Below are 19691 nucleotides of genomic sequence, written 5' to 3' on the forward strand. Positions count from 1 at the left end.
CCGATCGCGGCGCGAGTCGGCCGCAACCGTCACCATGCAGGTTTTCGACGCAGGCGCGAAGACCGGCGGAAGGGGTTGCGGCGACTCTCATCCTGAGGCCTGCTGCGATCATGTGGAAAGCGTCCGTCTCTCTCTTCGCCGCCCTGACCGCCGTCGCCCTAGCCGGGCAGGCGCGCGCTGAGGCGCCGGAGCCGGTTCCGACGGCCCAGATCTGCGACCGCGCGCCGGGCGCATGGGACGACACGGCCGAGGCAAACGCCATATCGCTCTACGCCTTGGAGTGGACGCCGTTTGGGCCTTCGGAACTGGGTTGGGAAGCCTATGTGCCGCTGATGCAGCAAGAGGTGGGCTCGCCCTGCGATCCGACGTCGGCGGGTTTCGCAGAGGCCCTGGCGGCGTTTCAGGGACGGTATGGGCTGACGGCCAGCGGGCGGTTCGATCAGGCGACCTTCCAGGTGCTGCGCGGCCTGTGGCAGGAGCGGAGGCCGTTCGTCATGGCGCGGGTGAGGGGAGAGTGCCCCGATCCGCCGCCCGTCGGCGACCTGGCCTATCTGACGACGGGCGAGGAACACGCTGAACGCCTGACGCGCCTGCTGCGCCGCGACGTGCTCGAGGCCTATCGTGCGATGGCGGCGGCTGCCCGCGCCGAAGTTCCTGAGATCGCCGCTGAGCCGGAACTGCTGCGTGTCTTCTCATCCTTCCGCGACCCCGCGGCTGACGCGGCGCGATGCGCGCGCGACGGCAACTGTGACGGCCTGCGTCGCGCCGTCTGTTCACCGCACCGGACGGGGACGGCGGTCGATCTGTATGTCGGCCACCTGCAGGGCATGGGGGTCGATTCCACCGACGTTCACAGCCGTCGCCATATGAGCCAGACCCCGACCTATCGTTGGCTGGTCAAGAACGCCGGGCGGTTCGGCTTCGTACCCTACGTCTATGAGCCCTGGCACTGGGAATGGGTTGGTCGATGATCCGACCGCTGGCGCATGGCGAGGCGGCGCTGGCGCGCGAGGTGTTCGGGCGCGACCTGCGGCTGGACGACATCCGCTTTCTGGGCTCGCCCTGGCCGTTCGACCGCGCCTTCGTGCCGGGGCGCTGGTTTGGGCGCGACTGGATCGTCTGGCCCAAGGCGAGCCTGGCGCCGGATTTGTCGCAGGCGGCGCTGCGGACACAGGCCGTCTTCATCCATGAGCTGGTTCACGTCTGGCAGGCCCAGAACGGCGTCAACCTGCTGACCGGAAAGCTGAAGGCGGGCGACGGACCGGGCGCCTACGCCTATCCGGTGGATGAGCGCTGCGAGTGGATCGGCTTGAACATCGAGCAGCAGGCCATGGTGGTCGAGCACCGCTTTTTGCAGTCGAGGGGCGCGCGGGTTCCAGCTGATCCCGCCTTCTACGCGCGGGTTTGTCCCATCGGGTTGTCGGATTTTTGAGAGGAGGGGCTTGCGGCGCCGCAGCATGACGCTAAATCAGATACTGATGCAGTTACCGTACGCATCGTTTCAGATTCAACCGGAGCCGTGATGCCCAAGATTCTCGTCCTATACCACTCGACCTATGGCCACATCGAGCGCATGGCCGAGGCCGTCGCCGAAGGCGCGCGCCAGGTCGAAGGGGCCGTAGTGGACATCAAGCGCGTGCCGGAAACCGTGCCGGAAGAACTGGCCCGCAGCTCGGGCTACAAGATGGACCAGGCCGCGCCGGTCGCCACGGTGGCCGATCTGGCGAACTATGACGCCATCATCATCGGCGCCGGCACCCGCTTCGGCACGGCCGCTTCGCAGATGCGCGCCTTCCTGGATCAGACCGGCGGCCTGTGGGCGCAAGGGACGCTGCTGGGCAAGGTCGGCGGCGCCTTCACCGGCTCGGCCACCCAGCACGGCGGCCAGGAGACGACCTTCGCCGGTCTGCACAACTACTTCCTGCACCACGGCATGGTGGTAGCGGGCCTGCCCTACGCCTTCACCGGTCAGATGCGTCTGGACGAGATCACCGGCGGCTCGCCCTACGGCGCCACCACCATCTCGGCCCCGGACGGCTCGCGGATGCCCAGCGAAACCGAACTGGACGGCGCGCGCTTCCAAGGCAAGCATATCGCTGCGATCGCCAAGAAACTTCACGGTTAAGATCATGCGCCAGCCCGCACTCTTCTTTGGTCACGGCTCTCCCATGAACGCCCTGGGCGGTCCCTTCGCGGACGCCTGGCGCGCGCTGGGAGAGGAGATCGGCAAGCCGAAAGGCGTCGTTATGGTCTCGGCCCACTGGGAGACGCGCGGGCTGGGCGTGACGGCGCAGGAACAGCACGAAACCATCCATGATTTCGGAGGTTTCCCGCCTGAACTTCACGCCATGCAGTATCCCGCACCCGGCTCGCCTTCGCTGGCGAGCCGGGTGGCGGAGCTGACCGGCGCCGTCCAGACGACGCAGTGGGGACTGGATCACGGAACCTGGTCCGTACTGGCCCATGTCTGGCCGGACGCCGACGTGCCCGTGGTGCAGTTGTCGCTGGATCGCACCCTCGACGCCCGCGCCCACTACGAACTGGCCAAGCGCCTGCGTCCCTTGCGGGAGGAAGGCGTCATCGTCGCCGGTTCAGGTGACTTCGTGCACAATCTGCGGACGTGGAAACGGGCGGGCGGTGAGCCGTACGATTGGGCCGTCGACTTCAACGAGGCGGTCAAGCGCGCCTTTACGGCGGGCGACCATGACGCCCTGATCGACTGGATCCACCTGGCTGAGCAAGCCCAGCTCAGCGTACCTACGGACGAGCATTATCTGCCGCTGCTCTATGTCGCCGCCCAACAGACGCCGGACGAGCCCTTGAGCTTCTTCAACGATGTGATCGAGGGCGGTTCGATCTCGATGACGGGCGTCCGGATCGGCTGACCGGACGCCGCCTCACGTCTCTTAGCGACGGCCGCCGCGCAGGACGTTGTCCAGCGACCACGGCCCCGGCCCGGCGAAGACCAGATACAGGAAGACGAAGCAGTAGAGGGCCGCCAGCTCCCCGCCGTTGATGATGGGGTAGGGGCTCTGCGGCGCGTGGACCATCCAATAGGCCACGGCGGTGAAGCCCGACAGGATGAAGGCGGTCGGGCGACTGAACAGGCCCAGCACCAGCAGGACGCCGCCGACCAGTTCGATCGGCCCGGACCAGCCCGCCAGCGTCGACAGATCGACCACGCCGCCGCGCCCGCCCGGCGGGAAGCCCAGGATCTTCTGCGCGCCGTGCTGGAGCAGCAGCAGGCCGGAGACAATTCTCAGGATGCTGAGAAAATGCGGTTCCCAATTGGCCAGGGATGTCGAACGTCGGGCCATGAAGTCTCCTCGGCCGTGGCGCCTCGCGAACGAGGCTGGACGGCCGAGGTTATGACACTTGCGCCGAACGGCAAGCGCCTTGTCAGGCGCGCTTCAGTTCATCCTCAACCATCTTCTGGATGGTCACATAGTCGGTCTTGCCGGTGCCCAGGACCGGGATGGTCTCGACCTTGATGATCTTCTTCGGCACGGCCAGTTCGGGCGCGCCGTTGTCGCGGGCCCATTCCGTCAGACGGGCGCTTTCGGCGCCTGCGACGTCTGTGACCAGGACCAGGCGCTCGCCCTTCTTGCTGTCGGGTACGGCGACGACGGCATGGTGGCCTGTCGGCCAGACGCCGCCGGCCATGCCTTCGACCGCGGTCAGGGACACCATCTCGCCGCCGATCTTGGCGAAGCGCTTCGCCCGCCCCAGAATGGTGATGTAGCCCTCGGCGTCGATATCGACGATGTCGCCGGTGTCGTGCCAGCCGCCTGCCAGCGGCTCCAGATTGTCAGGGTCGTTCGGCGAGATATAGCCTTCCATCACGTTCGGCCCGCGCAGGTAAAGGCGACCGCCGACCTCGATGCCTTCGACCGGTTCGATCCGGTATTCCATGCCCGGCAGGATCTGGCCCACCGTGCCCGGTCGGTTGCGGTCGGGATGGTTCACCGCCACCACGGGCGCCGCCTCGGTGGCGCCATAGCCCTCCAGCAGTTCGACGCCGCCGAACTTGGTGTTGAACATCTGGCGCGTTTCGTCGCGGACCTTCTCCGCGCCCGCCACGGCGAACTGCAGGGTGGCGAAGTCGCCCGGTTCGGCCACGCGGGCGTACTGGTTCAGGAAGGTGTCGGTCGCGAACAGGATCGACGCCTTCACCTGGGGCAGCAGATCGGTGATCTGCTTGGCGTGCAGCGGCGAGGGATATTCAAACGCCTTCAACCCTTGCAACAGAGGCAGCAGCACCCCGCCGGTCAGGCCGAAGCAGTGGAAGGTCGGCAGCGGATTGAACATGACCCAATCGGGATCCAGGTCGATGTGCGCCGCTACCTGGCGCGCATTGGCGACTAGGTTCTTCTGACTCAGCACCACCCCCTTGGGCGCGCCGAAGCTGCCGGAGGTGAACAGAACCACGCCCGCCGAATCCGGATCGGTCTTCACGCGGAACCGCTTGGGAGCGATGCCGGCGCTGAGGCCGAACATCTTGTCGGCGAAGCCGATGCTCTTGCGGATGTCGTCCAGCCAGACGATCTCGGAAACCTCGCCAAGGGCCTCCATCAGGTCGTCCAGCTTGGCCTGGGTGACGAAGCGCTTGGCCGACAGGATCTTCTTCACGCCCGCTGTTTTCAGCGCAGCCTTCAAATTGGCCTCGCCTGAGGTGAAGTTCAGCATGACGGGCACGCGCCCGAAGGCGTGCAGGGCGAAGAAGGTCACGACCACACCGGCGCTGGACGGCAGCAGCACGCCGACGCGCTCGCCCGGTTGGGTCAGTTTGGCGATCTTGCGGCCCAGCACGAAGGCGGCGCGGATCAGGCCCGTGTAGGTCAGGGGGTGGCGATCCTGATCTTCCAGAATCTCCTTGTCGCCGTAGCGGGCGCGCGCATCGATCAGCGCGTCGAACAGGGTCTCTTCATAGACCTTTGGGTCCAGGGCTGCTCGCAGCAAGCACGTCCTCCTTCAGAGAGCTCTGAAAGCGGCTCCCTTGGTTAAGAGGCCGGAACCTAGTGACGCAAGGGCGCCTTGAAAAGATGCGTAACGTCGCGTGAGGCTGTTCCGATGCCGGACTGAAACCGTCTGTGCCTTGCCTTTGCCCCACGGAAGGCCGACATAGCCTCAAGAATTGGGCCGCCTTCATAAACAGGAGCCAGACCGCCGGCGATGGTCACGCTGATCGACACCCTGCAGAAGAAGCCGTCCGAGCTTCGTCACCCGGAAAAGCAGAACCGCCCGGAATCGGCGGTGCTGAAGAAGCCTGACTGGCTGCGCGTGAAGGCGCCCGGCTCGGGCCAGTACAATGCGACCAAGGACATCGTGCGCTCCAAGGGGCTGCATACCGTCTGTGAAGAGGCCGCCTGCCCGAACATCGGCGAGTGCTGGAGCCAGAAGCACGCCACGCTGATGATCATGGGCGACACCTGCACGCGGGCCTGCGCCTTCTGCAACGTCAAGACCGGCCTGCCGCAACCGCTGGACCCGGAAGAGCCGGGCAAGGTCGGTCTGGCCGTCGCCCAGATGGGGCTGAACCACGTCGTCATCACCTCGGTGGACCGCGACGACGTGTCAGACGGCGGCGCCGCCCACTTCGCCGAGGTGGTGCGCCAGATCCGCCTGCAGGCGCCCAACACCACGATCGAGATCCTGACGCCCGACTTCCTGCGCAAGGACGGCGCGGCCGAGGTGATGATCGACGCCACGCCCGACGTCTTCAACCACAACCTCGAGACGGTTCCGCGCCTCTATCTGAAGATCCGCCCCGGCGCCCGCTACTTCCACTCCCTGCGCCTGCTGCAGATGGTCAAGGAGCGCGACCCGAACCAGTTCACCAAGTCCGGCATCATGGTCGGCCTGGGCGAGACCAAGGAAGAGGTCATGCAGGTGATGGACGACATGCGCTCAGCCGGCGTCGACTTCATCACCATCGGCCAGTATCTGCAGCCGACGCGCAAGCATGCCGCCATCGATCGCTTCGTCACCCCCGAAGAGTTCAAGGCCTATGAGGCGATCGCGCGGGCCAAGGGCTTCCTGATGGTGTCGTCGTCGCCGCTGACGCGCTCGTCGCACCACGCGGGCGACGACTTCGCCCGGCTGCGGGCGGCGCGCGAGGCCCAGTTGTCGTCCCGGAACGGCCGCTGAACCCTTGGCCGTCCATCGCGTAACGCGCATCCTGCCCTATGCGCCGGAACAGCTCGCCGCCCTGGTGGCGGACGTGCGCGCCTATCCCGACTTCGTGCCGTGGATCACGTCGATGCGCGTCTCGAACGTGCGGGATGAGGCGCCGGGCGTGCACCTGCTGGATGCGGAGGCGGGCGTCGGCTTCGCCTTCCTGACCGAGAAGTTCTCCACCTGGGTGCGCCATGACGTTCATGCGCCCAAGGTCGAGGTCGGCCTGATCCGCGGTCCGTTCAAGCACCTGAAGAACCGCTGGGAGTTTCATCCGCATCCGCAGGGAACGCGCCTGGAATTCTCCATCGACTTCGCCTTCAAGTCGCGCATGCTGGACATGATGCTTCAGGCGAACTTCGACCGAGCGGTCGACAAGCTGATCCAGTGTTTTGAGAGCCGGGCCAAGGCTCTCTACGGCAAGAGGTAGGACCATGGGCGCCTTTCGACTTCGATGCGACGGTCGTGGGCGCGGGGGCTGTGGGGTTGGCCTGCGGCCGGGCGCTGTCGCGACGCGGCCTGACGGTGCTGGTGCTGGAGAAGGAGCCGCACATCGGCCAGGGCGTCTCCTCGCGCAATTCCGAGGTGATCCACGGCGGGCTCTACTATCCGACCGGCTCACTGAAGGCGAAGTTCTGCGTCGAGGGGCGACGCGCCCTCTATGCCTTCCTGGAAAGCCGCAAGGTCGACCATTGGAAGTGCGGCAAGCTGGTCGTGGCGACCGAGGAAACCGAGGTCGAACGCATCGAGGCCATCTTCCAGCAGGCGACGACCAACGGCGTCGAAAATCTGGAGCACCTGACCGGCGCCCAGGCGCGGGCGCTGGAGCCGGAGCTGAACGCCCACGCCGCCATCCTGTCGCCCGAGAGCGGCGTGTTCGACAGCCACGGCTATATGCTGGCCCTTCAGGGCGAGATCGAGGACGCGGGCGGCTCGGTCGTCATCTCTGCGCCGTTCGAAGGAGCGGAGGCCCTACTGGGCGGCGGTTTTTTGATCCGCGTGGGCGGGGAGGGGGCGATGACCCTGACCAGCCGCCTGCTGGTCACGGCGCCCGGCCTGTCGGCGCAAGAGGTCGCGGCGCGAATCGAGAGCTACCCGACGGCAGACATTCCCGCGCGCCATCTAGGCAAGGGAATCTATTTCCGCCTGACAGGACCGGCGCCGTTCAACCGCCTGATCTATCCGCCGCCGATTCCCGGCGCGCTGGGCACCCACTACCGCAAGGATATGGGCGGGCAGGGCGTGTTCGGCCCCGACCTGGCCTATGTCGAGACCGAGGACTATTCGGTCGATCCGGCCAAGGCGGAAGAGTTCGCCCGCTATATCCGCCGTTTCTGGCCCGGCGTGACGGTCGAGCGGCTGACGCCAGACTACGCCGGCATCCGGCCCAAGCTGCATGGGCCGGGCGAGCCGCAGCCTGACTTCCAGCTTCATGGCGTGGCGAATCACGGAATGGAGGGGCTGATGGCGCTGTTCGGCATCGAAAGTCCCGGCCTAACGAGTTCGCTGGCTGTCGGCGAGGCCGTGGCGCAAAGCCTGACGGCCGGGGTTTGACGCCTGTTCCGTCAGTCTGCGCCGACACCCTTGAAATCGGTTGCGTCTTCATGCATAAGCCCGCCCTCGCGTGGCGGCTCTTATCGGGGGGCCGCCGCTGTTGTTTTCGCGTCTTCACCGGCGCACCGACTTAGAGATTGAGACGGACATGGCCGTTCCGAAGCGCAAAGTATCCCCCTCGCGTCGCAACATGCGTCGCGCTCATGACGCCCTGGGCGCCAACACCTATGTCGAAGACAAGGACACCGGCGAGCTGCGTCGTCCGCACCACATCGACCTGAAGAGCGGCATGTACAAGGGCCGTCAGGTTCTGACCCAGAAGGAAGACTAAGGTCTCCTCTGGCGATCCGGCTTCGGCCGGGCGCAAGTTCAGCGGCGCGCGAGTTTCTCGCGCGCCGTTTTCGCATATGTTCGCCGCAGTCTCGGCTGTGGCGATTCAAGCGGGTCTGGTCTAAACCGGCCCGACCTTTCCCAACTCAGTCAGAGCGCAAAGTTTCATGACCGATATCGTCGACATCGTCGCCCGCCAGATTCTCGACAGCCGTGGCAATCCGACGGTTGAAGTGGACGTGATGCTGGAAGACGGCAGCTTTGGCCGCGCGGCGGTGCCGTCGGGCGCCTCGACCGGCGCGCACGAAGCCGTCGAACTGCGTGACGGCGACAAGGACATGTGGGGCGGCAAGGGCGTCGAGAAGGCGGTCGACGCCGTCAACGGCGAAATCTTCGACGCCTTGTCCGGTATGGACGCCGAAGACCAGCGCCGCATCGACGAAGCGCTGATCGAGCTGGACGGCACCGAGAACAAGTCGCGCCTGGGCGCCAACGCCATGCTGGGCGTCTCGCTGGCCGTGGCCAAGGCCAGCGCCATCTCGGCCGGCCTGCCGCTGCACCGCTACATCGGCGGCGTCTCGGCCCGCATCCTGCCGACGCCGATGATGAACATCATCAATGGCGGCGCCCACGCCGACAACCCGATCGACATCCAGGAATTCATGATCATGCCGACGGGCGCCGAGAACTTCTCGGAAGCCCTGCGCATGGGCGCCGAAATCTTCCACGCCCTGAAGAAGGCGCTGAAGGACGCCGGCCACAATACCAACGTCGGCGACGAGGGCGGCTTCGCCCCGAACCTGGCCTCGGCTGACGAAGCCCTGACCTTCATCACCAAGGCGGGCCAGGCGGCCGGCTATCTGGCGGGCGAGGATTTCCACCTGGCGCTGGATGTGGCCTCGACCGAGTTCTTCAAGAACGGCAAGTATGAGCTGACCGGCGAAGGCAAGTCCTTCGACGCCGAGGGCATGGTCAACTACCTGGCCGATCTGGTCGAACGCTTCCCGATCGTCTCGATCGAGGACGGCTGCGCCGAGGACGACTTCGACGGCTGGAAGCTGCTGACGGACCGTCTGGGCGACCGCGTTCAACTGGTCGGCGACGACCTGTTCGTCACCAACCCGCGCCGTCTGGCCGCCGGTATCGGCGAAGGCCTGGCCAACTCCATCCTGATCAAGGTCAACCAGATCGGCACCCTGTCCGAGACCCTGGACGCCGTCGATATGGCGCACCGTGCGGGCTACACCGCCGTCATGTCGCACCGTTCGGGCGAGACCGAGGACTCGACCATCGCCGACCTGGCCGTGGCCACCAACTGCGGTCAGATCAAGACCGGCTCGCTGGCTCGCTCGGACCGGACGGCCAAGTACAACCAACTGCTGCGCATCGAAGAGATGCTGGGCGACCAGGCAGCCTATTTCGGCGACGGCATGCTGCTGAAATAAGCTGCATCACGAAGATGTGCTGGGCGCCGCCTCCGAACCTCGGGGGCGGCGTTCGCAATTACGGTCAAGCTACGGTTCGTTAGGCATTTTCGCTCACTGATAGGTCACTGTGTTTATGCGCGCTCAGAAGGAGCGTCCGTCGTGCCCGAGCAGATGAAGCCTTACCTGCCGTCCGTCCTGTTGCTGCTGCTGATCGTCTATCTGGGCGTGCAAGCCCTGACGGGTGAACGCGGCCTGCTAAGTGGCGGTGAACGCGACGCTTTGCTGGCGCAACGTCAGACGCAACTGAGCCGTCTGGCCGAACAGCGCCAGGATCTGGAAGTCCGCGTCCGCTATCTGCGCACAGAGAGCCTGTCGAAGGATCTGCTGGAAGAGCGGGCGAGGGCGGTGATCGGCTTCGTCGACCCGCGCGACTATGTGGTGCGGCTGAATGGTCCCGCTGGCCACAACCCTGACGCGACACGCGCCTCCTGAACTATTGTTACAGCCTGGCTGGCCGCTTTGCGTTTCGGGAACGAAGGCTGCTAAAGCCCCTTTCTGTAACGATAAGAGTCCCTGAAACAGGGGTGTAAGCCGGGAGATGCCGGATGGCGAAAGCCGCCGCTCAGAAAACCTCGCCCAGCACGGGCGACAAGATTCCGAACACGCCTCAGGCTTCCAAGGAAGACCTGCTGCGTTTCTATCGCGAGATGATCCTCATCCGCCGCTTTGAAGAGCGCGCGGGTCAACTGTACGGCATGGGCCTGATCGGGGGCTTCTGCCACCTGTACATCGGTCAGGAAGCCGTGGCCGTCGGCATTCAAGAGAGCGTCAAGCAGGGCTACGACAAGATCATCACGGGCTATCGCGACCACGGCCACATGCTGGTCGCGGGCATGGACCCGAAGGAAGTCATGGCCGAGCTGACGGGCCGCATTGGCGGGTCGTCCAAGGGCAAGGGCGGGTCGATGCACATGTTCGACGTGCCGACCGGATTCTACGGCGGTCACGGCATCGTCGGCGCCCAAGTGGCGTTGGGCACGGGCCTGGCTTTCGCGGGCAAGTACCGCGGCGACGACTCGGTCAGCTTCGTCTATTTCGGCGACGGCGCCTCGAACCAGGGTCAGGTCTACGAGAGCTTCAACATGGCCCAGCTGTGGAAGCTGCCGGCCATCTACATCATTGAGAACAACCAGTACGCCATGGGCACGAGCATCGAACGCTCGTCGTCCACGACCGAACTGTATCAGCGCGGCGCCAGCTTCGGCATTCCGGGCGAACAGGTCGACGGCATGGACGTGCTGGCCGTGCGTGACGCCGCCGCCCGCGCCGTGGCCCGCGCCCGTGCCGGCGAAGGCCCCTATATTCTCGAAGTGAAGACCTACCGCTATCGTGGCCACTCCATGTCCGACCCTGCCAAATACCGGACGAAGGAAGAGGTGGACGAGGTCAAGAAGACCCGCGATCCGATCGACCACCTGAAGATGCTGCTCGCCGCCGCCAAGGCGACCGAGGACGAGCTGAAGGCGATCGACAACGAAGTGAAGGCCATCGTGGCCGAAGCCGTGCAGTTCGCTCAAGAGAGCCCTGAGCCGGATCCGTCCGAGCTCTACACCGACGTCTACGTGGAGGCCTGATACGTGACGGACATTCTGATGCCGGCGCTGTCCCCCACGATGGAAGAGGGCACGCTGACCAAGTGGCACATCAAGGCGGGCGACGTCGTGTCGGCCGGCCAGGTGATCGCCGAGATCGAGACCGACAAGGCGACGATGGAAGTCGAAGCCGTCGATGAAGGCGAAGTGCTGGAAATCCTGGTGCCGGAAGGCGCCGAGAACGTGAAGGTCAACACGCCGATCGCACGTCTGGCGGGTGAAGACGGCGCCGCTGCGCCCGCGCCCAAGGCCGCCGAACCGATGACCGCCGTTGAAGCGGAAGCGCCTGTCGCCGTCACGGCCGCCGCGGCTCCGGCTCAGCCCAAGGTCGAACTGCGCGACCCGGAAATCCCCGCTGACGCCAAGCTGGTGAAAACCACCATTCGCGACGCCCTGCGCGACGCCATGGCCGAGGAGATGCGTCGTGACGAAGCCGTCTTCCTGATGGGGGAAGAAGTCGCCCAGTACCAGGGCGCCTACAAGGTCAGCCGCGACCTGCTGCAGGAATTCGGCGACCGTCGCGTGGTCGACACCCCGATCACCGAGCACGGCTTCGCCGGCTTGGGCGTCGGCGCGGCCATGGCGGGGCTGAAGCCCATCGTCGAGTTCATGACGTGGAACTTCGGCATGCAGGCCATCGACCACGTGATCAACTCGGCGGCCAAGACCCTGTACATGTCGGGCGGCCAGATCCGTTGTCCGATCGTGTTCCGCGGCCCGAACGGCGCGGCCGCCCGCGTGGCCGCCCAGCACAGCCAGGATTATTCGGCCTGGTACGCTCAGGTGCCGGGCCTGAAGGTCATCGCCCCCTATGACGCCGCCGATGCGAAGGGCTTGTTGAAGGCCGCCATCCGTGATCCGAACCCGGTCGTCTTCCTCGAGCACGAGATGATGTACGGCCACGAGTTCGACGTGCCGGACGTTGAGGACTACGTCGTGCCGATCGGCAAGGCCAAGGTCCGCCGCGAAGGCACGGACGTCACCATCACGGCGCACAGCCGCATGGTCGGCTTCGCTCTTCAAGCCGCCGAAAAGCTGGCTGAAGAAGGCATCTCGGCCGAAGTCATCGACCTGCGCACCCTGCGTCCGCTGGATCACGAAACGATCGTCGCGAGCGTCAAGAAGACCAACCGCCTGGTCTCGGCCGAAGAGGGCTGGGGTCCGATGGGCGTCGGCGCCGAAGTGGTCGCCCGCGTGATTGAACACGCGTTCGACTACCTGGACGCCCCGCCGCTGCGTGTGCACCAGGAAGACGTACCGCTGCCATACGCCGCCAATCTGGAAGCCCTGTCCCTGCCGGGCGTCGATAAGATTGTCGCCGCTGTGAAGAAGGTGATGGCGTGAGCGAGTCCGCAGAGTTTGAGCTGGCCGTACCGGACAGCGTCGCCGCAGACGAGAACGCAATAGAGTTGTTGCGCATGTGGTGGTCGAAGAATGAGCCGGTGATGTCGGTGAAGCCTGCTTTCGCTGATCCCAGCAAGTTTGGTGAACTGCTGGCCTATGCGGCGCGTCACATGGCGCATGGCTACGCCGTGCGCCATGGTCACAATGAAAAGGCCGCCTACGACCGCATCCTTCAAGGGCTCAGCGAGGTGATCAAGGCGGATAACGTTCGCACCGTCGCCGAGCCGGTTTCACCGCAAGCGGGGAACGCCTGATGACCGATATCCTGATGCCCGCCCTGTCTCCGACGATGGAAGAGGGCGTCCTGGCCAAGTGGCACGTCAAGGTCGGCGATACCGTCTCGGCGGGCGACGTCATCGCCGAGATCGAAACTGACAAGGCGACGATGGAAGTCGAAGCCGTGGACGAAGGCGAAGTGCTGGAAATCCTCGTGCCGGAAGGCGCCGAGGGCGTGAAGGTCAATACGCCGATCGCCCGCCTGTCCGGTGACGCCGTAGCGCCCGCGCCGAAGAAGGCTGACGCCCCGGCTGAAACGCCGAAGGCCGAAGCGCCCAAGGCGGAAGAGGCTCCGAAGGCTGTGGCGGCGGCCGCTCCGGCCGCACCGAAATCGGACGACGGCGGCCGCATCTTCGCTTCGCCGCTGGCGCGCCGCTTGGCCGCCCAGGCCGGCCTGGACCTGAAGAGCATCGCCGGCACCGGCCCGCACGGCCGTATCGTCAAGCGTGACGTGGAAGCCGCCGGCAAGGGCGGCGCCAAGCCGGCCGTCTCGACCGCTTCTGCCGCCCCGGCCACAGCCGCCGAGCCGCGCAAGGTTCTGTCTCTCGCCCAGATGGGCATTCCGGACGGCAGCTACGACCTGATCCCGCTGGACGGGATGAAGAAGGCCGTGGCCCGCCGGATGGTCGACAGCATCCAGAACGTGCCGCACTTCCCGCTTTTCATCGACTGCGAGATCGACCAGCTGATGGCTGTTCGCGCCAAGGTGAACAAGATGCTGGAGCCGCAGGGCATCAAGGTCTCGGTGAACGACTTTGTCATCAAGGCCGCTGCGCTCGCTCTGAAGATGGTGCCGGAGGCGAACGCCTCCTACACCCCTGAAGGCATAGCCATGCACCACAACGCCGACGTCTCCATGGCGGTGGCGATCGAGGGCGGCCTGATCACCCCGATCATCCGCAAGGCCGAGACCAAGGGCCTGGCGCAGATAGCAACCGAGTCCAAGGATCTGGCCAAGCGCGCCCGCGAGCGCAAGCTGAAACCCGAAGAGTTCCAGGGCGGCACCTTCTCGGTGTCCAACCTGGGCATGTTCGGCATCAAGTCGTTCAGCTCGATCATCAATGAGCCGCAGGGCTGCATCATGAGCGTGGGCGCAGGCGAGCAACGTCCGGTCGTCAAGGACGGGCAACTGGCCGTGGCCACGGTCATGACCGTGACCCTGACCTGCGATCACCGCGTGGTCGACGGTGCGACGGGCGCCCGCTTCCTGCAGGCGTTCAAGCCGCTGATCGAAGATCCCGTGGCGATGCTGGCCTAGTCACATGATCCCGAAAAGTGTCAGCGGTTTTCGGATGAGATCATGTGCTGAAAAAAGCGGGGGAGGGTGAAGTCATGACCTCGGTCTATGACTTCTCCGCCCGGGCCATTGACGGCGCGGACGTGTCGCTGGATCGCTTTCGCGGCCAGGCGTTGCTGATCGTCAATACGGCGTCCAAGTGCGGCTTCACCGGTCAATATGACGGGCTGGAGAAGCTGCACCGCGACTTCGCCGATGCGCCGTTCGAGGTTCTGGGTTTCCCCTGTAACCAGTTCGGTCAGCAGGAGCCGGGCAGGGCGTCGGAAATCGCCGCCTTCTGCGCCAGTAGCTTCGACGTGACCTTCCCCTTGTTCGACAAGATCGAGGTCAACGGACCGAACCGCCATCCCCTCTATGCGTGGCTATCCCGGCAGAAGCGCGGATTCCTCGGCTCCCAAGCCGTCAAATGGAACTTCACCAAGTTCCTGACCGACCGCGAAGGCCGCGTCGTCGCGCGCTATTCGCCCCAGACTGAACCTGAGGCCATCAAGGCCGACATCGAGAAGTTGATCTGATCATGGCTGCTGAATTCGATCTCGTCGTCATCGGCTCGGGCCCCGGCGGTTACGTCGCGGCCATCCGCGCCAGCCAACTGGGCCTGAAGGTCGCCATCGTCGAGCGCGAGAACCTGGGCGGCATCTGCCTGAACTGGGGCTGCATCCCGACCAAGGCCCTGCTGAAGTCGGGCGAGAAGTTCGAGAGCTTGTCGCACCTGAAGGACTATGGCCTGTCCGCCTCGGGCGCCACTTTCGACTTCGACGCCATCATCCAGCGCTCGCGCGGCGTGGCCAAGCAGCTGAATCAGGGCGTCGGCTTCCTGATGAAGAAGAACAAGATCGAGGTCATCGAAGGTTCGGCCAAGCTTGAGAAAGGCGCCGCTGCGCCCAAGGTCGTCGTGGATCTGAAGGCCGGCGGTACGCGCACCATTGAGGCCAAGACGGTCATGCTGGCCGTCGGCGCCCGCGCACGCGCCCTGCCGCAGATCGGGCTTGAGGCCGACGGCGACAAGATCTGGGCCTATCGCGACGCCCTGGCGCCGAAGAAATTGCCCAAGACCTTCGTGGTCATTGGCTCAGGCGCCATCGGCATTGAATTCGCCAGCTTCTACCGCGCCCTGGGCGCCGAGGTGACGGTCGTCGAAGCTGTCGATCGCGTCATGCCGGTCGAGGACGAAGAGGTTTCCAAGGCCGCCCAGAAGGGCTTCGAGAAGCGCGGCATCAAGTTCAAGCTGGGCGCCAAGGTGACGAAGGTCTCCAAGAATTCCACGGGTGTGAAGGTCGATCTTGAAGTCAACGGCAAGGCTGAAAGCCTGGAGGCCGAGGTCTGCATCTCGGCCGTCGGCATCACCGCCAACACCGACGGCATCGGTCTGGAGGCGCTGGGCGTCGAACTGGACCGCGGCCACATCAAGACCGACAGCCACTGCCAGACCAATGTGAAGGGTCTCTACGCCATCGGCGACTGCGCCGGCGCGCCCTGGCTGGCGCACAAGGCCTCGCACGAAGGCATCCACGCCGCCGAACACATCGCCGGTTACAAGACCCCAAACGTCCATTCGCCGATCGCCGGCTGCACCTACGCTCAGCCGCAGGTCGCCTCGGTCGGATTGACGGAGCAGGGGGCCAAGGCCGAGGGCCGCGAGGTCAAGATCGGCCGCTTCCCCTTCAAGGTGAACGGCAAGGCCATCGCGGCGGGCGAGACCGAAGGCTTCGTCAAGGTCATCTTCGACGCCAAGACGGGCGCCCTGATCGGCGCGCACATGATCGGCGCCGACGTCACCGAGATGATCCAAGGTTACGTCACCGCCATCACTATGGAAGCGACCGAGGAAGACATCCACGGCATCGTCTATCCGCACCCGACCATGTCCGAGGCCATGCACGAGGCGGCTCTCGACGCCTATGGCCGCGTGATCCACATCTAGGGCGGTTGTTAGAAAATCTGAACTGTGGCTAAGAGGGTCGCTTCTCCCCATGGTTCGGATTTTCCATGATTGTTGCGCCTTATGTCCTTGGCCTGATCGGCAACACGCCCTTGGTGCGCCTGAAACGCGCCTCTGAGGCCACGGGCTGTGAAATCCTGGGCAAGGCCGAGTTTCTGAACGTGGGCGGCTCGATCAAGGATCGCGCCGCGCTCAGCATCATCCGCGCGGCGCGCGCCTCGGGCGCGCTGAAGCCCGGCGGGACGATCGTCGAAGGCACGGCGGGCAACACCGGCATCGGCCTCGCGCTGGTCGGCGCGGCGCTGGGCCATCCGGTCGTCATCGTCATGCCCCGCACCCAGACGGAAGAGAAGAAACGCGCCGTCCGCCTGCACGGCGCCCGCCTGATCGAGGTCGACCCTGCGCCTTTCGCCAGCCCCAACCACTTCGTTCACTTCTCGCGCCGCCTCGCAGAAGAACTGAACGAAAGCGAGCCGAACGGCGCCTTCTACGCTGACCAGTTTGACAATCAGGCCAACCGCTTGGCTCACTATGAAGCCACCGGCCCGGAAATCTGGCGACAGACCGAGGGGCGTATCGACGGCTTCATCTGCGCCGTTGGATCTGGCGGCACCCTGGCCGGGACGGGCGCCTATTTGCGCGAGCGTAATCCGGATGTTGGCATCGGTCTGGCCGACGTGCCCGGCGCCTCTCTCTACAGCTGGTTCACCGAAGGCGTGTTGAAAGGCGAGGGCGGCTCGATCGCCGAAGGCATCGGCGTCAATCGCATTACGGGCAATCTGCAGGGGCTGTCGGTCGATCACGCCTATCGCATCGAAGACGTCGAGTTCCTGCCCATCCTGTTCGGTCTGGTGAAGGAAGAGGGACTGTCCCTGGGGCCGTCCAGCGGGGTCAACATCGCCGGGGCGATGCGGCTGGCGCGCGAAATCGGTCCTGGCCGCACCATTGTGACCGTACTGTGCGATTCCGGTCAGCGATATGGCAGCAAGATCTATGATCCGGCCTTCCTGGCCGCCCGCAACCTGCCGACACCGGAATGGCTGAGCTGATGATCCGCCGCAAGTCCGAGACCGCGCTGGAAAGCCGCATCCCGCCGTTGAACGCGCTGAAGGCCTTCGAGGCGGCGGCTCGGCGACTGAACATCACCCGCGCCGCCGAGGAATTGTCGGTCACGCCAGGCGCCATCAGTCAGCAGATACGCATTTTGGAGCAGCACGCCGGCGCGCCTCTGTTTCATCGCGAAGGGCGTCAGATCGCCCTGACCGACCTGGGAGCGGAACTCTATCCGCTTCTGCGCGACGGATTCGATCACCTGAAACGGGCAGGGGATCTGCTGTATCGACCGGACCGTCGTCATGCCCTGGCGGTCAGCGTCCCTCCATCGTTTGCAGCCAAGTGGCTGGCGCCGCGCATCGCGCGCTTCTCCGCCGCCCATCCTGAGATCGAAGTGTGGATGTCAGCCGATATGCGCCTGGCGGATGTCAGCGGCGGCCGTGTCGATGTGGCGGTTCGTTATGGACGTGGCGACTATCCCGGCGTTCGATCGGAACGTTTGCTGAACGCTGATGTAACGCCGGTTTGCGCGCCAGGGCTGCTGGTTGGACGCCAGCCTTTGCGAAAGCCCGCTGACCTGGCGCACCACGTGCTGATTCATCTGCGACCCAGCGAATGGGAGGAGCCGCGACCGGACTGGGGCGCCTGGCTGAAGGCGCGCGATCTGACCGACATCGACGCCCAGGCGGGACCACGCTTCGACCAGACGGCCCTGGCCATCGAAGCCGCTGCTCACGGTCAAGGCGTCGCCTTGGCGCCGTACGCCTTCGTGGCGGACGACCTGGCTGCGGGTCGACTGGTCGCGCCATTCGCCGACGGCGCCTTGACCACGGACTTCGCATACTACGTTCTGATCAAGCGCAGCGGCGCCACGACGGCGGCGCGAACCTTTGTCGCCTGGTTGAAGGAAGAAGCCCATGCGGCGGCCGAGGCAGGTGTGGATGACCTTTAGGGCGAGAACTGGCATTTATCGCCTAAGATATATTATGCGAAGGCCGACCAAGTTCGTTTCCGTTGCAACTGTCAGTGTTCCAGGTACCTGAGACTCCCGGCCTGAGCGGCGGTTTGGTTCCGGGTTCGTTGGACTCTGGTTCCAGGTTCGTCGGACTCAGGCGCTAAGCGGCTTCCGCATTCGCGCTCTCCAGCACATGGCTGACAGCGGTGAAAACTAGCTCATTCGGCGTCACCCGTCGACCAAGCGCCGCATCCCGAACGGTGTGAGCAAACCGGACCGGCACGTTGACGCTGATGTGCACAGCGTCGTTCTCGATTGCGAAAAGATGGCGATATCCCGCCATGTGATCTCGGATAAAGGTCTCCACGGTCTCGACGTAGAAGTCTGCGGCTTTCAACCCACGACGGGCCGCCAACGCCTTCATGGCTTCGTGCATCGGCCTGGGCAGACGAAGACTCATCGAACGATGGCCGCTTTCCTCGGCGGATTGGGCGTCGTCGGAGATATTCACTTTCGCTCCTTAGGCAATTCATCCGGCTAGATTCGCAAACCCGGACTCTGTCGTCTAGAGCGTCAGATTATATCCTATTGGATATAAAGCGCGACCGCAGCAGCTGCAGCAACGCGGTTGATCAATGGACTTGGCCATCTTCTGATCCGCTGCTCCATCTCAGTTAGATGGCGCTCCTCGACGTAGGCGAACAGCAGGCTGAAAAGGTCGGATGTTGCAAGCTGGCCGAGCGCGCTACGCGCTCGCTGTTGACCAATCCGGCCATAAGCCAGTTCGGAGTGTACATTTAGTCGATAGCCGCCCTCTAGATGCTCAAATCGGGACGGGTCGATCAGGAGGCGTGCGCAGCTTTCTAGAAGTCGACGCTGCCAGAAGGCACCGATCAACGGAAAGCTGCCCTTTCTAAAATTTGCGGCCTGCTCCTGTGGTACCCAATCCCCGTCGGCGAACCGATGGATCAGACGCTCGCGGCTGCCACGAGCTTGCGTAAGAAGCATGTCGGTGAGGTCCATCAGCACAATGCGCGCGGCGGACCAGCTAGGACCGACACACCAACAGTCAGGGAACGGCGATCCTTGCAGTGCCGAGCAGATGTCAGTTTCTAGACAGAGGCCGAGTGCGGAGGGCGACCCTTTGCGCGCTCCCCGCCGTTTGGAGGCACGTCGGAATGGATCTGCGACCTGATCGACGTTGCGAACAAATCGGACCCGGTACTCCCGGCGACCAGCGATCATGACCGGCATCAACTCCGCCGCGGCGAACTCGACTAACGCGATGTAGTGTCTCTGGCAGGTAACGCGCCAAGCAAGGCGCCATTCGTTCCGCAGGTAGTGGTCACGGCCCGCGGATGCGTCATCAGCGAGACACACCTCGCACCCCTTACCGATTCCTGCTTCGCCTTCTGGCGGGATGTGTAGATCGCCGACAGCGACCTTGGGCCATTCGCTCGTCCAAAGGGACGCCAGTCTGTCCAACTGGACCAAGGAAGCCCCTGCCCTCTGCATGGCGTTGAGGATGTCCCGCGAAAGATCGACCTCGCTGATCTGCTCCCCGAAAACTGGATCACCGGACGTTAGAGTTTTCCGCTGAGATTTCCCTGGCTGGGAAGGAGCGGAA

22 protein-coding genes are annotated in these 19691 nt (G+C 64.7%); 18 read left to right on the forward strand and 4 right to left on the reverse strand.

Annotation, left to right across the window (positions count from 1 at the left end):
- Positions 1–110 precede the first annotated feature (110 nt).
- From EGK63_RS05490 to ygiD, 4 genes are all read left to right on the forward strand, one after another.
- Positions 111–971 carry a M15 family metallopeptidase gene (locus EGK63_RS05490; protein ID WP_125900292.1) on the forward strand — a complete coding sequence of 287 codons (861 nt, stop codon included), beginning with the start codon at positions 111–113 and terminating at the stop codon, positions 969–971.
- The gene (locus EGK63_RS05495) at positions 968–1432 is read left to right on the forward strand and encodes a hypothetical protein (protein WP_243637585.1); all 465 of its coding nucleotides are present in this window, start codon (positions 968–970) and stop codon (positions 1430–1432) included. The genes EGK63_RS05490 and EGK63_RS05495 overlap by 4 nt, the downstream gene beginning before the upstream one ends.
- Before the next feature lie 90 nt (positions 1433–1522).
- Positions 1523–2125, forward strand: a complete 603-nt coding sequence (gene wrbA, locus EGK63_RS05500; RefSeq protein ID WP_125900294.1) for an NAD(P)H:quinone oxidoreductase — start codon at positions 1523–1525, stop codon at positions 2123–2125.
- Between the two features lie 4 nt (positions 2126–2129).
- Positions 2130–2885: a 4,5-DOPA dioxygenase extradiol gene (ygiD, locus tag EGK63_RS05505; RefSeq protein WP_125900295.1), complete on the forward strand. Its 756-nt coding sequence runs from the start codon at positions 2130–2132 to the stop codon at positions 2883–2885.
- Between the two features lie 21 nt (positions 2886–2906).
- On the opposite strand, the gene EGK63_RS05510 is transcribed toward ygiD, so the two are convergent.
- Both EGK63_RS05510 and EGK63_RS05515 read right to left on the reverse strand, forming a co-directional pair.
- The gene (locus EGK63_RS05510; RefSeq protein ID WP_125900296.1) at positions 2907–3317 is read right to left on the reverse strand and encodes a DoxX family protein; all 411 of its coding nucleotides are present in this window, start codon (positions 3315–3317) and stop codon (positions 2907–2909) included.
- 82 nt (positions 3318–3399) lie between these two features.
- Positions 3400–4956, reverse strand: a complete 1557-nt coding sequence (locus EGK63_RS05515; RefSeq protein ID WP_371412928.1) for an AMP-binding protein — start codon at positions 4954–4956, stop codon at positions 3400–3402.
- A 216-nt stretch (positions 4957–5172) separates the two neighbouring features.
- On the opposite strand from EGK63_RS05515, the gene lipA reads away from it, so the two are divergent.
- The 14 genes from lipA to gcvA all read left to right on the forward strand — a co-directional run bounded on the left by lipA (position 5173) and on the right by gcvA (position 18061).
- Entirely contained in the window at positions 5173–6147 is a 975-nt protein-coding gene (gene lipA, locus EGK63_RS05520) for a lipoyl synthase (protein WP_125900298.1), read from the forward strand.
- A gap of 4 nt (positions 6148–6151) precedes the next feature.
- Complete coding sequence (locus EGK63_RS05525; RefSeq protein WP_125900299.1) at positions 6152–6604, forward strand: type II toxin-antitoxin system RatA family toxin; 453 nt, start codon at positions 6152–6154, stop codon at positions 6602–6604.
- A gap of 35 nt (positions 6605–6639) precedes the next feature.
- A complete protein-coding gene (locus EGK63_RS05530; protein ID WP_125900300.1) occupies positions 6640–7728 on the forward strand; it encodes an NAD(P)/FAD-dependent oxidoreductase in 1089 nt (362 codons plus the stop codon).
- A 148-nt stretch (positions 7729–7876) separates the two neighbouring features.
- Entirely contained in the window at positions 7877–8059 is a 183-nt protein-coding gene (gene rpmF / locus EGK63_RS05535) for a 50S ribosomal protein L32 (RefSeq protein ID WP_087139335.1), read from the forward strand.
- Positions 8060–8225: 166 nt separating this feature from the next.
- Positions 8226–9503 carry a phosphopyruvate hydratase gene (gene eno / locus EGK63_RS05540; protein ID WP_125900301.1) on the forward strand — a complete coding sequence of 426 codons (1278 nt, stop codon included), beginning with the start codon at positions 8226–8228 and terminating at the stop codon, positions 9501–9503.
- Positions 9504–9656: 153 nt separating this feature from the next.
- Positions 9657–9977, forward strand: coding sequence for a septum formation initiator family protein (locus EGK63_RS05545; protein ID WP_125900325.1), 321 nt, complete (start codon positions 9657–9659; stop codon positions 9975–9977).
- Between the two features lie 113 nt (positions 9978–10090).
- Positions 10091–11119 carry a pyruvate dehydrogenase (acetyl-transferring) E1 component subunit alpha gene (pdhA, locus tag EGK63_RS05550; protein WP_125900302.1) on the forward strand — a complete coding sequence of 343 codons (1029 nt, stop codon included), beginning with the start codon at positions 10091–10093 and terminating at the stop codon, positions 11117–11119.
- A 3-nt stretch (positions 11120–11122) separates the two neighbouring features.
- On the forward strand, positions 11123–12481 hold the full coding sequence (locus EGK63_RS05555) for a pyruvate dehydrogenase complex E1 component subunit beta (protein ID WP_125900303.1): 1359 nt from the start codon (positions 11123–11125) through the stop codon (positions 12479–12481).
- Complete coding sequence (locus tag EGK63_RS05560; RefSeq protein ID WP_125900304.1) at positions 12478–12795, forward strand: DUF5076 domain-containing protein; 318 nt, start codon at positions 12478–12480, stop codon at positions 12793–12795. The genes EGK63_RS05555 and EGK63_RS05560 overlap by 4 nt, the downstream gene beginning before the upstream one ends.
- On the forward strand, positions 12795–14075 hold the full coding sequence (locus EGK63_RS05565; RefSeq protein WP_125900305.1) for a pyruvate dehydrogenase complex dihydrolipoamide acetyltransferase: 1281 nt from the start codon (positions 12795–12797) through the stop codon (positions 14073–14075). The genes EGK63_RS05560 and EGK63_RS05565 overlap by 1 nt, the downstream gene beginning before the upstream one ends.
- A gap of 74 nt (positions 14076–14149) precedes the next feature.
- On the forward strand, positions 14150–14629 hold the full coding sequence (locus EGK63_RS05570; RefSeq protein WP_125900306.1) for a glutathione peroxidase: 480 nt from the start codon (positions 14150–14152) through the stop codon (positions 14627–14629).
- A 2-nt stretch (positions 14630–14631) separates the two neighbouring features.
- The gene (gene lpdA / locus EGK63_RS05575) at positions 14632–16038 is read left to right on the forward strand and encodes a dihydrolipoyl dehydrogenase (RefSeq protein ID WP_125900307.1); all 1407 of its coding nucleotides are present in this window, start codon (positions 14632–14634) and stop codon (positions 16036–16038) included.
- 65 nt (positions 16039–16103) lie between these two features.
- Positions 16104–17105 (forward strand): cysteine synthase A, encoded by a 1002-nt coding sequence (locus EGK63_RS05580; protein WP_125900308.1) that lies wholly within the window; start codon positions 16104–16106, stop codon positions 17103–17105.
- Entirely contained in the window at positions 17093–18061 is a 969-nt protein-coding gene (gene gcvA, locus EGK63_RS05585; RefSeq protein ID WP_243637586.1) for a transcriptional regulator GcvA, read from the forward strand. The genes EGK63_RS05580 and gcvA overlap by 13 nt, the downstream gene beginning before the upstream one ends.
- A gap of 163 nt (positions 18062–18224) precedes the next feature.
- On the opposite strand, the gene EGK63_RS05590 is transcribed toward gcvA, so the two are convergent.
- Positions 18225–18575, reverse strand: a complete 351-nt coding sequence (locus EGK63_RS05590) for a hypothetical protein (protein ID WP_125900309.1) — start codon at positions 18573–18575, stop codon at positions 18225–18227.
- A gap of 74 nt (positions 18576–18649) precedes the next feature.
- A partial coding sequence (locus EGK63_RS16575; protein ID WP_207896342.1) for a hypothetical protein occupies positions 18650–19691 on the reverse strand: 1042 nt, incomplete at its 5' end.

The organism is Brevundimonas sp. 357, assembly GCF_003938605.1.
GTDB lineage: Bacteria > Pseudomonadota > Alphaproteobacteria > Caulobacterales > Caulobacteraceae > Brevundimonas.